The organism is Serratia microhaemolytica (genome assembly GCF_004011885.1).
Classification (GTDB): Bacteria; Pseudomonadota; Gammaproteobacteria; order Enterobacterales; family Enterobacteriaceae; genus Serratia_G; species Serratia_G microhaemolytica.
Genome location: NZ_SBEF01000051.1, coordinates 1 through 15,421, shown reverse-complemented (window position 1 = coordinate 15,421; position 15,421 = coordinate 1). Strand labels below are relative to the sequence as shown.

Genomic DNA, 15,421 nt, shown 5'->3' with positions numbered 1-15,421 from the left:
ACAAAACTGACACCCGAGCTGTTGCCATTAATCACCAGTTTATCGGTCAATGAGTTGTCGTCACCCAGCACCGTATCAAACACCAGTGTGCCGCCACCGCCCGAGTAGTTACCGTTAATCACTGTGATGTCGCCCGCTTGGCCATTGGCCATGGTGAGCTCACCGGCATTGATCAGGTAACCGATATTATTAAACGTGGTGGTCTGTGGAGAATGGGCGGAACGATTAGCGGTAATCAAACTCCCATCGTTCATCAAGATACTGTTTATTTCACCGAACTCATTGAAGCCGCCCGAGCTATCCCAACGTGCGCCGCTGAGGTTAAAAAACAGGTTGTTGACTGCGTTCGCCAGTTGCACCCGACCGTGTAATTCCCCTTGATTGGTGATCACCGCAGCCGCACCACTCGTTTCAATCACAGTATCCGCCGAGTATTCAGAAAGGTTACGCAGTCTACCGGCATTATTGATGTAGGTGCCTGAAGTGCTATTCGCATAGATTGCCGCTTTGCCCCCTTCAACCACGCTGCCCTGTTTGATATTGATCTCTATTTCGTCTGGCCCCAAATTATAAGCCCTGATGGCTGCATCATCTTTCGAGCCGATGTGGTTGCTGACCCAGCCAGAGGTGGTGATTGAGAGTGTGCCCGCACCATGGTGATCGGCATAGATGCCACCGTATTCACCATAGACATCAGTAACATTGATCGTCAGACCGGTGCTCTCTTCGCTGCTAAAGGCCTGGATACCAAGATGGCTGGTGCTGATGACCGATCCGGTCGTGGTGATCGCCAGTTCACCACGACCACGATGCACAGCATAGATCCCCGTCTGTTGCGCTAACACGCCCGCACTGTTGATCACCAAATCAGTACCCGAATTATCAGCAATAATGCCGGTTCGACCGTTTACTCTGCCAGAAGTGATTGAGAGCATACCGCTTCCAGTATTGTGAGCTCCAATTCCGAAATCACCGCCAGACACATCGCGCACGTCAATAATCAGATCAGTACCGGCATTAATAGCAATGATAGCGCTGTAATCGCCTGCCGTCACTTTTCCGCTGCTGGTGATCGAGAGTGTACCGCTGCCGTTATTTTCTGCGTGAATTCCCGATCTTTCCCCCGATACTTCGGACACGTTAATGGTCAGGTCACTGCCGTTGTTGGAAGCCCAAATGCCATCCTCAGTACCGCCAGTCACTTTTCCGCTGCTGGTGATCGAGAGTGTACCGCTGCCGTTATTTGCTGCGTGAATCCCCGATGCTCCGCCCGATACCTCGGCCGTGTTAATGATCAGGTTGGTACCGTCATTCAAACCAAGTATGCCATAGTTCATGCTACCAGTGACTTTTCCGCTGCTGGCGATCGAGAGTGTACCGCTGCCGGAATTGCTGATATAAATCCCCCCTTTGCCGCCCCACACTTCAGCCGTATTAATTGTCATATCGCTACCGTCATTGATAGCAGCAATGCCATAATCAGCATTACCGGTTACTTTTCCGCTAGTGGTGATCGAGAGTGCGCCGGCTCCGTAAGGTATGAGGGGGAGGTTTATAACCATAATCCCGCTATCTCCTCCGGTTACCTCAGCCGCATTAATAGTTACATCACCAAACTCGTTGTTTGCTTGAATACCATTCCCATGGTTGTCAACCACTGTTCCACTAGCGGTGATCGAGAGTGCTCCGCCTCCGCTGTTCAGAGCAGAAATTCCACCGGAAATTATCGACTGATAGTTATCAACAAAATTCAAACCACCTTCGCTGTTTAAAGATACGCCTTCCCTGAGCGCAAACCCCGCTTCGGTGGTGACATTCAGGTTACTGCCTCTTAGCGATTGTTGGTGATCACTGCTCGCCGCTGCACCAGAACAGTGGTAGTTGTTGGCAGAAATTTCAACACAGGTGCCTGCCTGCACGCTGCCTGCCAGGGTGGAAAGTACCAGAGTGCTGAGCAGCGCTCTGCTGCTGGGGAATACTCGATCAATCGAGTCAGGTGATATTTTTGACATGGATGACATTCTCTTAAGTGAATTCAATGCAATCCACACTGCCAATGCAGGTACTAAACTGCTTGTTGGCGGTGCTTATATCGACAATACGTTCCTCCACCATCGACAAAATTAGTTAATACACTTAATTGATTGCTCGAAAAGTGATCTAAACGATGTTTTCTGAAAATGTGTCATTTTTTTAAAAAATGTGTGCTTATTTATCGCAAAAGTTAATCATATGTTAATAAAAAACACTCATGCCAACACGTATGAGTCGGTAGGGACAGCAGGCAGTGGGGCAGTGGGGCAGTGAGCCGGTAGGGAGAGTTACCGCTGTAGCTACAAATTCACCCTCTGCGCTAGGTTATCAAGCCGTGTCAGGCAGTCGCCGTACTCCCGTATTACGGTAATACCATACAGGGCAAGATCACGAACGTTTTTTAACCAGAAACAGTATTTGACCTGAGCGCGTGCTTATGTTCTCCCGCTCATCACAGCAAAAGCATTGTCTAGCCGCGCCCTCTGCGAAAGGGGGAGCGGTTATTGCAAAATAATCAAATGCTTTAAAACCCCACTCTAACCCTCGCGTTATTAAGTACTCGCCATATCCGAGTGTTTGAGCAATCAAAAAATTATCACTTTATTAGTTAGCAATAGATTGTAGAATGACCAACGCCGATTTTCATTTTCTATATGGCGTTGTGAATTCTGTCATTCAGGTAGTATGTCATCGATTCTTAATTATTTGATGCACTATTTTATAAATAAAAAGGAGTGTTTTATTATGAAAATAAATATCAAAATAACAGCAATCACCATTATTTTATCTTCAACCCTCATCCTGTCTGGTTGTGGTGCCATGAGTACCGCAGTGAAAAAACGCAACCTGGAAGTCAAAACACAGATGAGTGATACCGTCTGGTTAGAGCCTTCTTCCGATAAAACCGTTTATCTGCAAATTAGGAACACTTCGGATAAAAATCTGCCCGAGCTTCAGGATAAAGTAGCAAGAGCGGTGCAAGAAAAAGGCTATACCCTCACCACCGCTCCTGAAAACGCACAATACTGGCTCCAGGCGAATGTGCTCAAAGCCGATAAAATGGATCTGCGTACTTCTCAATATTTTCTGAAACAAGGCTATCAGGGTGCGGTGATTGGCGCTGCGTTAGGAACCGGGATCACTGCCTATAATTCAAATTCAGCGGGTGCTGTGCTCGGCGTTGGACTGGCTGCTGGCCTAGTCGGAATGGTTGCAGATATCTTGGTTGAAGATGTTAACTACACCATGGTCACTGATGTGATGATTGCTGAAAAAACGGATACCGCTGTCACAACCTATAATTCCGCCCGGATAAAGCAGGGAACTTCTGGGAATAAATCCCAGAGCAGTGTCCAGACGGGTAATCGGCATAATTACCTGACTCGAATTGTTTCTTCAGCCAACAAAGTGAATCTTAAGTTTGAAGAGGCCAAACCAGTACTGGAAGATCAGTTGGCAAAATCGGTAGCCAATATGTTCTGATAGGCTGATAATCAATTCCCCGATAATGAAAGCACAACAGGCAAATTAATTTTGCTGTTCAAATGATTGATGCATGTTGTGCCGTACTATCTCCCAGTAAATACTCTCCCGGTAAGTGCCATTTAAACACTGTCAACACGCAGTAACCAGGGCAAACGCATGAACGTTTTTTAATCGATTATTAACTAAAGTTTGTTCTGTACCACAATACGAGGAGCCAGGTAGTTCCCTCCCCTTAATAAGGGGAGGGTTAGGGTGGGGTTTTAACGCATTTGATTATTTTGAAATACCCCCTCCCAGCCTCCCCCTTTGCAGGGGGAGGAGCGAGACAATGCTTTTGCTTTGATAAGGGGAAAAACATCAACACGTGCTCAGGTCAAATACTGTTTTTGGTTAAAAAACGTTCGTGCGTTTGCCTTGGGGTAAATCCACCATGTGGATATTTGGTCTTAAAGTATTGTGTTATCAAAAATTATAGTTTTTATTTTTAGCCATTCAGGATAAATTACTTAACCCTACAATATCGATTGTGGGGTTTTTATTAAATATGCCACATAGTGTTACTGAACAATAGGAAGATGCTGTTTAATGAATAGTGCAACAATTGTGTATGGTTTTATGATTTCTGGGGGTTTGATTGTCGCGATCGGTGCACAAAATGCGTTTGTATTAAAACAGGGAATACTGCGCAATCACCCGTTTTGGGTTGCGTTAACCTGCTTCAGTTGTGATTTTTTACTGATGATACTTGGGGTATTTGGTTTTGGTAGCGCTATCGGTGCCAACCGCAGTTTGATGATACTGATCAGTATACTCGGTACTCTTTTTTTACTCTGGTATGGTATCTCCGCTTTTTTACGTGCCTGGCGTGGACAACTTCAGTTAACCGCCACGGACGCAAGCAACGACACTCAGAGTCGCTGGCTTATCGTAGCTGCTACACTGGCGATTACCCTTATCAATCCACATGTCTATCTTGATACCGTGGTGGTGATTGGCAGTATTGCTGGTTCATTATCCTACAATGAGAAGTGGCAGTTCCTTCTCGGTGCATTGTTCGCTTCCGCGCTCTGGTTTTTCGGCTTGGCCTATGGCTCACGGTTACTGGCACCACTGTTTGCCAAACCGAATACGTGGCGTATCCTCGATGTTATCATTGGCGTGATTATGCTGTGGATCGCGTTTGGCTTAGCAACGTTTGTCTGGCAACTGATTTAACCGATCACTAACCACGCTGATGCACGCAACCGCATTCGATAAACGCCTCCACGCCTAAAATGTTATCTGGCGTCCAGCCGTCGGTTTTACTGTTGTCACACAAATGCCATAATGACGCACTAAAGTAGGCAACACACTGCCTATTAATCTGGAGGATTTAATGAGATTAAAGTGGACTGATAGCCGTGAAATTGGTGAGGCGCTTTACCAAGCCTATCCGGCAACGGATCCCAAAACGGTGCGCTTCACCGATATGCACCGTTGGATCTGCCAACTGGAAGAATTTGACGATGATCCACACGCTTCAAATGAGAAAATACTTGAGGCGATCCTGCTGGTCTGGCTCGATGAAGCTGAGTAGTATCGCTAGCTCACGTTGCTGTAGGTTGTTAACAACCTACAGCAGTAATGATCCAAATCACCAACCAGGGCAGATCATTACCTCACTGACTTAGAGCCGATCCGAACAGCGCTATTCTTGTTGCTATGTTATCTTCGGGCTGAATGCAATTTCCTCAACTCCCGAGTATACAGTGCCGTTTCTCTCTGCTGGCAGTGCCTCAACTGGCTGTCGCAATAACACTGATAAGAATAGGCTCTTACTGCGTGAATTCGCGCGATTTATGTCGATAAATGGAGTAACGCTATGACAACCGAAATGATGCCCATCAGACTCTCTAACCAACCAGCAGACGCTCGCTGGGGTGACAACGCCCTGCTCAGCAGCGATGAACACGGTATCACTATCCATCTTGCTAATGACCCACTGGCAACCATCCAACGTGCAGCGCGCCGCATCGATAGCCAAGGTATCAGAAATGTCAAATTGACCGGCGAAGAGTGGGCACTGGAGCAGAGTTGGGCATTCTGGCAAGGTTTTCGTGCTCCGAGAGCAGATCGTCGTGTTGAGTGGCCTGAATTGCCAGCGCCAGAACAGCAACAACTACAGCAGCGGCTGAAAGTGATCGACTGGGTACGCGATACCATCAATATGTCAGCAGAGGAGCTTGGCCCAGAGCAACTGGCGATCCGTGCTGTCGACTTACTGACCGAGATTGCAGGTGATGCCGTGAGCTATCGCATTACCAAAGGTGAAGATCTACGCTTACAGAATTACAGTGGGTTATACAGTGTTGGCCGTGGTTCTGAACGTCCACCGGTGCTGCTAATGCTCGATTTCAACCCCAGTGGGGAGAGCAATGCCGCAGTGTTTGCCTGCCTAGTTGGGAAAGGGATCACTTTCGATTCTGGTGGTTATAGTCTGAAGCCAAGTCATTTTATGGATTCAATGAAATCCGATATGGGCGGTGCCGCAACCATTACTGGCGCACTGGCATTAGCGGTGATGCGCGGCTTACAGCAGCGGGTGAAACTGTTTCTCTGCTGCGCGGATAACCTGGTGAGCGGCAATGCATTTAAGCTGGGTGATATTATTCACTATCGCAACGGTAAAACGGTCGAAGTGATGAACACCGATGCGGAAGGACGTCTGGTATTGGCTGACGGCCTGATCGATGCCAGCGAACAACAACCTCGCTTGATCATCGATTGTGCTACCCTAACTGGAGCAGCTAAAACCGCGCTTGGTAATGACTACCACGCTCTACTCAGCTTCGATGATCAGTTAGCGGCCGATCTGCTGGCAAGTGCCGAGCAAGAACATGAACCCTTCTGGCGCTTGCCATTGGCCGAGTTTCATCGTTCACAACTGCCTTCCAGTTTCGCGCAACTCAACAACATTGCCGCTGCCGCTCATAGTGCTGGCGCCAGCACTGCTGCTGCTTTTCTCTCTTACTTTGTCAATAATTACCAACAGGGCTGGCTGCATATCGACTGCTCCGCTACCTATCGTAAAAGTGCGGTAGAGCAGTGGTCGGCAGGGGCAACCGGTTTAGGGGTGCGCGCAATCGCCAATTTATTACTGAAAAAGGCACAATAGCCGCACTCTAGGCACGCTGATGGAGAACTCAGCCGCCCGCTCTGCGGCTGAAGAAGCAACAATACGCTACAACAGAGCGCAACAACAAAGCATGATGTGAGAACTACTTTTTCATCATCTCACGCAAGTTGGCAAACGGGTTGTGCGTTGCTACACCAACCTCTTTCTGAGCATCTTCACCCGCCACCACACTGGAGCCGTACTGTTCCGCTTCGGTGTACTTGGAATGCTCATGGTCATGGCAGTAGAGACACAACATCTCCCAATTGCTGCCATCTTCAGGGTTATTACTGTGGTCATGATCGATATGGTGTACAGTCAGCTCACGCAGATTGGAGTACACAAACTCGCGCGAGCAACGGCCACACACCCAGGGGAAAAGTTTTAACGCCTTTTCACGATAACCCACTTCCAGTTTCGCGTAATTTTTTGGAATGTATGCCATAGCAACCTACAAAGTCAGGATAAGATAACGCCGGATGTTATCACAAATTCGCGTTTAAAATCGCCAGACAGCAAGCCAATACCGCGGTTGAAACTGCACTGCTACCAGTAGCCGCTCTGGGCCAACAGGATAACACCAGAGCGCCAAAGTCGTTGAATATTAGCTTAAATCAACATTTTTACTGCCGAATAGCCAGGTAAAAATAAATCCTGCACTATAAGAGATCAACACCCCCGCGACATAAACCAGCATACCGGGAAAGATGCCCTGTGCTGAAGTCATCAATGGGATCGACACCAAACCTGATGGCCCAAACACAGTATTCAGCCCAATCGGCAATCCCATCCAGGCAACCAGACCGATAAAGAAACCACCGACCGCACCACCTAAGCAGGCAGTGACAAACGGCTTCAGACGCGGCAGCGTAACACCATAGATCAGCGGTTCACCAATGCCTAAAAAGCCTGGGAAAATCGCCCCTTTGATCTGAGTACGCAGCACAGATCCTTTTGGTGAGCGAACGAACAGTGCCAATGCAGCACCAACCTGGCCAGCACCCGCCATCGCTAAAATCGGGAACAGTGAGTTGAAACCCTGGGCATCCATTAAGGCAAAATAGACCGGCACAAAACCCTGATGAATACCAAACACCACCGCAATCAGGAATAGCCCAGCCAGGATCGCGGTACCAAATGGGTTACCGTTCAAATGCAGGAACAGCCAAGACATGCCATTAAACAACTGCACGCCAATCGGCATGATAGCGACAAACGTGATCGCGGCAGTAATTAGCAACGTCACTGCTGAAGTGAGGATCATATCCAGGTTATCCGGCATAATGCGCCGCACCTGCTTTTCGATCCAAGCACCCAGTATACAGGCCAGCAAGACGCCAATGATGTTACCGCGTGGATCTATCGCCAGGCCGAAAAAGTCACTCATCCCAGCGTAGTAGCCGACTGTGCCCTCCGGCACATAGCGCAGCACAAACAGTGACGCGATAATCGCACCGTTCACACCTGTTCCACCAAACGCTTTTTGGGTATTAAAACCAATCAGGATGCTGAGGAAAGTAAACAGGCCGATGCTGAACACCTTCATGTAGGCGATCAACGCCGGTAACCAGGCCACTGCGGGTACACCATCGTTAACCAACGTTTGTTGCAACAGAGTAGCGATACCGAGCAACAGCCCAGCGGCGATAAAACCAGGGATCAACGGGGTGAAAATGGTAGCAAACTTAGTCAAAAAGTTGTGGATCGCACTGTTCTGTTTTGCTTTCAGTTGCTTCTTGTGTGCGCTAGCCAATTGCTGCAAATCGGCCTGCAGTGGCTCATCGTCACTCTCTTCAAACTCTGCAACGCTAACAGCAGGCTCGGCCTGCAGCAGCGTATTCATCATCTCACTGGCAGTCTGGGCCTTGCCTGGGCCGAGGATCACCTGCAGTTGATCATCACCATTGACCACCCCCATCACACCAGGGATCTTCTTCAGTTGCTCCAGTTGGATCAATTGGCGATCTTTCAGGGTAAGGCGCAACCGGGTCATACAGTTGCCACAGATAAGGATATTCTGTCCACCACCGACCAACTGCAGAATCTGTTCGATCATTAATACTGTGATTTTTGCCATGATTATGCCTGTATTCCTTGCAGCGTGTGACGAATGAAACCCTGATTTTTCGCTAACGCCGCTCTGGCTTGTTCAGCGGAAAATCCGGCCAAAATCATCACAATCGCGGTTTTGCAATGACGTTGACAAGCATTCAGTGCCTGTTCAGCAGCTTCTGGGCTACACTCGGTGGCCTCAACCACAATGTTGACCTGGCGCTGTAGCAGTTTCGCATTGGTCGCTTCAACATCAACCATCAGGTTACTGTACACCTTGCCGCTGCGGATCATCGCTCCGGTGGTGATCATGTTCAGCACCAATTTTTGTGCCGTGCCCGCTTTCATCCGTGAAGATCCGGTAACCACCTCCGGCCCCACCAGCGGTTCAATGGCGATATCTGCCGCTTTGCTCATTTCACTGTTCTGATTACAGGAGATCGCCACCACTGTCGCACCGACACTGCGGGCATAAGCCATTGCACCCAGTACGTAAGGTGTGCGGCCGCTGGCCGCGATCCCAACCAGAACATCACGCTGATTAAAATTGATATTGCACAGATCCTGTTTACCCAGTTCGCGGTTATCTTCTGCATTTTCCACCGCTTGTAAGATTGCAGCATGCCCACCAGCGATCAAACCGACAACCTGCTCACGTGGCGTGCCGTAGGTCGGTGGGCATTCGCTGGCATCGAGTATCCCCAACCGCCCAGAGGTTCCAGCACCACAATAGATCAACCGCCCACCGTCGGCGAATGCTGCCACTACCCGATCCACCACTTTCGCCACTTCCGGCAGTGTGGCTTCAACCGCCAGTGGCACTTTTTTATCTTCTGCGTTGATTACCGCTAGCATCTCCAGCGTGGGCAGTGTATCGATTTGATCACTGGCCGGATTGCGGCTTTCGGTCATCATTTTAGTTAAGTTAATCTTCATGGTGAGGGTTCACTTTGTTGAGATTTTAATCTTGGTAATACACTGTTTTCCAACAGATAAACAAGATGATGGTCGATAGCAAAAAGCCATCCTGGCCTAATACCCTGCATTAAAAATAGACACCGCCAGCAACTGACACCCGCTTAATGCTTAGCGCGAATTAAGTCATGTGATCAAACCTAGCACAGATGGCTAATTATTGGAAATGACCAAAATTAGGAATTAGAACACAGCTCACAAAATGGCAGCTATCAATCGGTGCCGATTGAGTGAGCTGTTCGCCAGTATCAAGCTGTCGGCCAGTATTGTGTGACTGAGCAGCGGTCACCAACATGCCACAGACGGATGAAACCGCAGTGTACCCGCTGTTCAACGATAGTGCTGTTTGTCCAACTGATATTTCTTCATGCGTAGATAGAGCTTTTTACGTGGGATCTGCAAATATTGTGCTACCTCATTAATCCGCCCTTGGTGAAGATTCAATGCCTCCGTGATGATCTGACGTTCATGCTCCTCAATCCGTTGTTCCAGCGGTAGCGCTTGCGATGGCTGCAACAGTGGGTTTGAGATTTCCGCCAATGGCATCACTCCAACAGCAAATAGCTCGGCTGCATTCGCCAACTCACGGACATTGTTCGACCAAATACGGCGCTGTAACCGTTTTATCATCCGATCGGGCAGTGTCGGTAGCGGCTGGTTTAGCCGTAAACATGCCTGTTGCAGATAATGCCGGAAAAGCGGTTCTATATCCTCAGGACGTTGAGCAAGCGTTGGGCAACGCATTTGCGTCATCGCAAAGCAGTAATAAAAATCAGGTAAAATAATATGGTTAGCTGCCATCTCCAGCAACGGACTACGATCAAGACCGATCAAGCGGAAAGCTTTCTGCTCCAGCCCTTGTAGCTGAAGCAAACGGTTTTGCTGGGCAACAGAAAGATGACTTAAGTGACGTAAGACCAGCGTTCCGCCTTTAGCCTGCTCAATCCATACCTCTAGCGGAGCTAAACCATCGGCAGTCAACTCACCGATAATCAGCGGCTGTTCACTGCGTTGGCTCAAGCGATGCAAGTAGCGTGCTGCCAAGGTTCTCCCTACGCCTGATTCACCATGCAGATAGACTGGCAAATCCGTGCTCGCTAGCTGCTGTAAACGTTCCCTAAGCTGCTTTATCGATTCACTATCGCCCACCAGATGCTGCTGCAACTGATGCGATTGCCAACATCGTCGCGCAATCAGTGACTGCCGTTGAGCCAATGCTGCCGCAACATGTTTCAATAACTGCGCCGGATCAACCGGTTTTTGCAGAAAATCCCAAGCACCTTTTTTTACCGCCTCAACCGCCATTGGCACATCACCATGACCGGTGATCAGCAAAATCGGCAATTGGCTGTCACGCGCCAGCAAAAGCTCCATTAGCTGAATACCCGAACAACCTGGCATACAGACGTCACTGATCACGATCCCCGGCCAATCGGTGCTAAGCAACTCTTTTGCTAACAGCGGGTTACTGCAAGCGTAGACCTGATAACCCGCTTGGTTGAGCAACAGGGTGTAAGCATCTAGGACATCACGATCATCATCAATTAAAACAATATGCTGTTGTGCAGTTAACATGGTTCAATCCGTCGCTTGAAACTGTAATACAACGCAGGCGTTCTGCGTCATGGTAGAAGCCAGATGCAAGCTACCCTGCATCTGTAGCATCAGCGAATGCGAGATCGACAGCCCAATACCTAATCCGATCTCCTTACTGGTGGTAAACGGTTTCAGCAGCGAATCGGCCAGTGCCAACGGCCAGCCAGTGCCATTATCCCAAAGCATCACCTGGCAGTGTTCACCATTACGTTGCCAGTTCAGCTCTATCACTGGTGCTGTTGGACAAGCATCAAGCGCATTATTGAGCAGATTGACCAGCACCTGTTGGATACCCACCAAATCACCCTGCACGCTGATCGTGCCCTGTGGTAGCTTCAAGACGCCACTGAGTGGCTGGTGGCGAAAGCTGAGCCACTCCCAGGCGACCAGCAATACCTGACGTAAATCAACAGGCTGCAATCGGCCATCCGACTCTACTCGGCGAGTAAAATTACGCAACATTCTGATAATACTATCAACTCGACCAATCAGCGTGCTGGCTTTTGTCAAGGCACTCATCGCATAGTCAGGCTGCTGTTGCTCCACTGCCTGTTTTGCGCTGAACAAATAGAGCGATAACGCATGGAGTGGCTGGTTGATCTCGTGCGCTAATGTGGTCATGGTCTGCCCTACTACCGCCAGTTTGGCTGCCTGAACCAATTCATCCTGCGTCGTGCGCAAATGCAACTCAATCTGATGCTTTTCAACAATCTGTTGCTGTAATTTAACGTTCTGCTGCTTTAACTGGCCAAGTGTATGCCGTAACAGACGCGCGATCCTCCCCAATTCATCAACGCCATATACCGGAATACTTGTGTTGGCGTCACCTGAACCAATTCGGATTACTGATTGATTTAACAGCGTAAAACGCTTTACCAAACGCGAGCGGATAAAGTAATGATTGAGCAAATAGGCCAACAACAGCGCCAGCAGTGTCGTTAGAATAATCACCCCGCCACTCAGATCGACGATCTGTTCGAGGCGATGATGAAGATGCTGCATCTGCCGATGGCTATGGTTGAGTTGTGATCCCAACTGGGCGCGCAGATATGCCAGCGCTTCCTCTTTTGCCTGCGTCACTTGCACCAGAGTGTGATGAGCTTGTAGATAGTTGTTCACTACCATCGGCATATGCTGATCAGCGATGCCGATCTCTAGCAACTCATCAATCGTCTGTCGTAACGTTACCGTACTCGGATAAGCAGCCAGTAGCTGCACACTTTCTGCCGCCGTTTTTTTCAAGCCGTTGAGATAACGCGAATGCTCCTGTAATGAAACTGGCTGTTTGTGCGAGACCAACTGATTCAAGTGATCACGCAAGGTATCGATAATCTGGTTTTCTATCCGCGCCAGCGCATAAATCTGCTGTTGTTCGCGCTGTATTGTTCGCAGGCTAGCCTGCAAGCGTGGCATTGCCTGACCTGCCTGCTCCATTTGATCCAGCAGTGAACCTTGCTGCCAACTTAAATCCTCTATCAGCGAAGTGAGTTCGGTACTGAAATCATCATGCAACCAACTGAGGCGCGCTGAGATCTCATGCACTTTCTCACCAGCGACAAAGACGCTGTAGAGCGCACTATCTAGCTGATTCAACAATTCACGGCTCTCTGTCAACATCGCCTGCAACTGCGCACGTTCTGCGCTGTCAAGACGCAGCGCCACTCGCTCAATTTGCTCAAGCTGTGCCACTATCTGGTTTTTCAGTTGCAGGCGGCGATCGGTGTTGCCTGCACGCAAGAATTCATTCAGTTGATCAACCAATCTATTCACGCTGTTTTCGATCGCAAAAGCGTTTTTCACACGCGGAAAATAGTCACTCAGCGCATAGCGAATTTGCTCATCCTGCTGCTGCCATGCGTACAGACTGACGCCACTGATGGTTAATGTCAGCAAGGCCCCAGCAATGAATGCCATACGCAGCGATCCACTGATGCTCATCCGTTTTATCTGACGCAACAACAGTCGACTCATCTTAGCGCCTCAAGCTGTTTGATCGCCTCTCTCTGCTGATGTTGAAAAAACTGTTGCCAGAGCATCACCTGTTGTTCGGTGACGTGATGCAGTTGAAACTGTTGCAGGTAATGCGGATCTTCACTTTCAGCTTCTGTCACTGGGATCGCGGTTAACAGTGCGCGGATCTGCGGTAACTGGCGTTGTAAACGTTGCTCCGCGCTATGCAACGCTCGCCAGGCATCTTGCAGTTGTGACAACCGGAAGCTGATTGCGGTATCAAACAGCTTTTGTATCAACCGCTGGCGCTGTAGTAACAGTGAATAATTCAGTTGCGGTTGCTTTAACAGCATCTGCTGACGCAATCGAACCTGCTGTAGTGCCGCTGTTGGCTGGCCCTCTGCCACCGGCATCACCGGATATTTACCGGTATGGGTATCGGCCAACAAGCGCTGTCCTTGTGGGCTAAGTAAGAATTGAATAAAGCGCCGTGCCTCTGCTGGATGGCGGCTCGCACGCATCAGCGCGATATAGGTCGGCGACACTGGGGTATCCGGAAAATAGTGAAAGCTGAAATGGGGTTGTTCCAGTAGCGGAGTGGCGTAGTTATCAATGGTCAATCCTATGGAGCCTAAGCCATTTTTTATCTTGTCAGCCACACCAAAACTGCGCGATGAAATCGTGATCAAATTACCGGCAGCAGACAGCAGTTTCTGCCAACCCGGTAGCCAACCCTGTTGCTGTAATAATGACTCAACCATCAGATGATTAGTATTAGAACGAGACGGGCTGCTCATCAGTAGCGTGCCCTGATAATACGCCTGGCTCAAGCTATCCCAATCCGTTGGTAGTGGTAACTGCTGCTGTTGCAGTTGGCTACGGTTGAGTAGTAAGCCAAAACCTGAGATCGCGATTGCAACCGCAGTGTGACGGATCGGCTCTGGCACCCAGTATTGTGACTGTTGTGGCGCTTCCGGGTAATCAGCCAAACGTTGCTGTTGTTGTAGAGAGTGAAGCAACATCGGTGATGAGGTAAGGATCAGGTCGATCCCTGCACCGTTGCCAGCACCAAGCAGTTGTTGCAGTGACGCACTGGTTCGATTTAGGGTGCGGATGGTTTTCGCCTGTGGCTGCTGTTGCCAGTGGCTGATGATATGCGCCGTCGCCTCAGACGAGAAGGTGGTCGCCATCACCAGTTCTGCTGTTTTGGCCTCAGTGACAGTGACGCCCAGCAGAGCAATGACCACGGTAACAATAACGCGCAGATACACAACAATCCCCTTATTTTTTATTAGGTTGATATCAACAGCCTATCGAGGCAAGATCACCAACGGTTTTTAACCAAAAACGGTATTTGACCTGAGCACGTGTTGATGTTTTTCCCCTGATCACAGCAAAAGCATTGTCTAGCTTCTCTTCCTGCGAAGGGGCAGGTTGGGAGAGGTTATTGCAAAATAACCAAATGCTAAACTGTGATATATTTCACAGAATTGAAATAATAAAAAAAACAGCCAGACACCGTTTGAGATAAAAATGCGCACTGCTGGCGCAATAACATCAAACGATGTTGTAATCTCCGCAAGGTTAAACAACAGAGATAAAAACCGCGATGATACTTTTAATACATTAAAAAGTATAGCTATATTTCATCACCCCCCCAAAAGCCAATATAAAGTGGCATATTAATCATGCAAAAATATCAGCTTATATGCTCTATGCCAGAATAGTAAACAATAAACCCGCAGTGCAATGAGTCAAATTTTGACTGTTTATTTTTTATTTGAGTCAAAAGTGACACATATTTTTCATATTGTTTTATCGAATAATTAATTAGATCCTCCACCAATGTCTTGTCGCAGTCGAATCGGCTCAAGGCAATCATTAATAATCAATTAGGTTATTAATCTCATGTTGATCACGTCTTACAGGGGAATAACATGTTTTCACTATTTAAATCTGATGTCACCGTGAAAAAAGTGGCACCTGACCAAGTTCAGGTAACCTATCAACGCTATCGGATGCAGGCTTTGATGAGCATTTTCTTAGGTTATTTAGAGCCTATCTCAATAGGAGTTTATTCCACACAATAAGTCCGCAGGCAAAATGCAACATGGCCTCGTAATTTTCAGCCTTTTTCTCCCAGCGAACCAATAAACGACGATATCGATTAAGCCA

General features: G+C 48.5%; 11 protein-coding genes and 1 pseudogene. 4 read left to right on the top strand and 8 right to left on the bottom strand.

Going from position 1 to position 15,421, the window contains the following annotated elements:
* On the bottom strand, window positions 1-2,012 hold a 2,012-nt coding region (locus EOJ37_RS13025), incomplete at its 3' end, for an autotransporter outer membrane beta-barrel domain-containing protein (protein ID WP_476707485.1).
* 766 nt (window positions 2,013-2,778) lie between these two features.
* Here EOJ37_RS13025 and traT point away from each other — a divergent pair.
* The 4 genes from traT (at window position 2,779) to pepB (ending at window position 6,673) form a co-directional block, all read left to right on the top strand.
* Window positions 2,779-3,516 (top strand): complement resistance protein TraT, encoded by a 738-nt coding sequence (gene traT, locus EOJ37_RS13020; RefSeq protein ID WP_127960335.1) that lies wholly within the window; start codon window positions 2,779-2,781, stop codon window positions 3,514-3,516.
* 588 nt (window positions 3,517-4,104) lie between these two features.
* A complete protein-coding gene (locus EOJ37_RS13015) occupies window positions 4,105-4,734 on the top strand; it encodes a LysE/ArgO family amino acid transporter (protein WP_127960334.1) in 630 nt (209 codons plus the stop codon).
* A 160-nt stretch (window positions 4,735-4,894) separates the two neighbouring features.
* Entirely contained in the window at window positions 4,895-5,095 is a 201-nt protein-coding gene (gene iscX / locus EOJ37_RS13010; protein ID WP_127960333.1) for a Fe-S cluster assembly protein IscX, read from the top strand.
* Window positions 5,096-5,380: 285 nt separating this feature from the next.
* Window positions 5,381-6,673 (top strand): aminopeptidase PepB, encoded by a 1,293-nt coding sequence (pepB, locus tag EOJ37_RS13005; protein ID WP_127960332.1) that lies wholly within the window; start codon window positions 5,381-5,383, stop codon window positions 6,671-6,673.
* A gap of 103 nt (window positions 6,674-6,776) precedes the next feature.
* On the opposite strand, the gene yajD is transcribed toward pepB, so the two are convergent.
* The 7 genes and pseudogenes from yajD to EOJ37_RS12970 form a co-directional block, all read right to left on the bottom strand.
* A complete protein-coding gene (yajD, locus tag EOJ37_RS13000) occupies window positions 6,777-7,118 on the bottom strand; it encodes an HNH nuclease YajD (protein WP_127960331.1) in 342 nt (113 codons plus the stop codon).
* 159 nt (window positions 7,119-7,277) lie between these two features.
* Window positions 7,278-8,750, bottom strand: coding sequence for a PTS N-acetylmuramic acid transporter subunit IIBC (gene murP / locus EOJ37_RS12995; protein ID WP_127960330.1), 1,473 nt, complete (start codon window positions 8,748-8,750; stop codon window positions 7,278-7,280).
* A 2-nt stretch (window positions 8,751-8,752) separates the two neighbouring features.
* Window positions 8,753-9,661, bottom strand: coding sequence for an N-acetylmuramic acid 6-phosphate etherase (gene murQ, locus EOJ37_RS12990; protein ID WP_127960329.1), 909 nt, complete (start codon window positions 9,659-9,661; stop codon window positions 8,753-8,755).
* A gap of 369 nt (window positions 9,662-10,030) precedes the next feature.
* Entirely contained in the window at window positions 10,031-11,275 is a 1,245-nt protein-coding gene (gene pgtA / locus EOJ37_RS12985; RefSeq protein WP_127960328.1) for a two-component system response regulator PgtA, read from the bottom strand.
* Between the two features lie 3 nt (window positions 11,276-11,278).
* Window positions 11,279-13,267, bottom strand: a complete 1,989-nt coding sequence (gene pgtB, locus EOJ37_RS12980; protein WP_127960327.1) for a two-component system sensor histidine kinase PgtB — start codon at window positions 13,265-13,267, stop codon at window positions 11,279-11,281.
* Entirely contained in the window at window positions 13,264-14,436 is a 1,173-nt protein-coding gene (locus tag EOJ37_RS12975; RefSeq protein WP_127960336.1) for an ABC transporter substrate-binding protein, read from the bottom strand. Before EOJ37_RS12975 ends, pgtB begins: the two co-directional genes overlap by 4 nt.
* Before the next feature lie 868 nt (window positions 14,437-15,304).
* Window positions 15,305-15,421: pseudogene (locus tag EOJ37_RS12970) on the bottom strand (IS5/IS1182 family transposase); the annotation flags it as partial.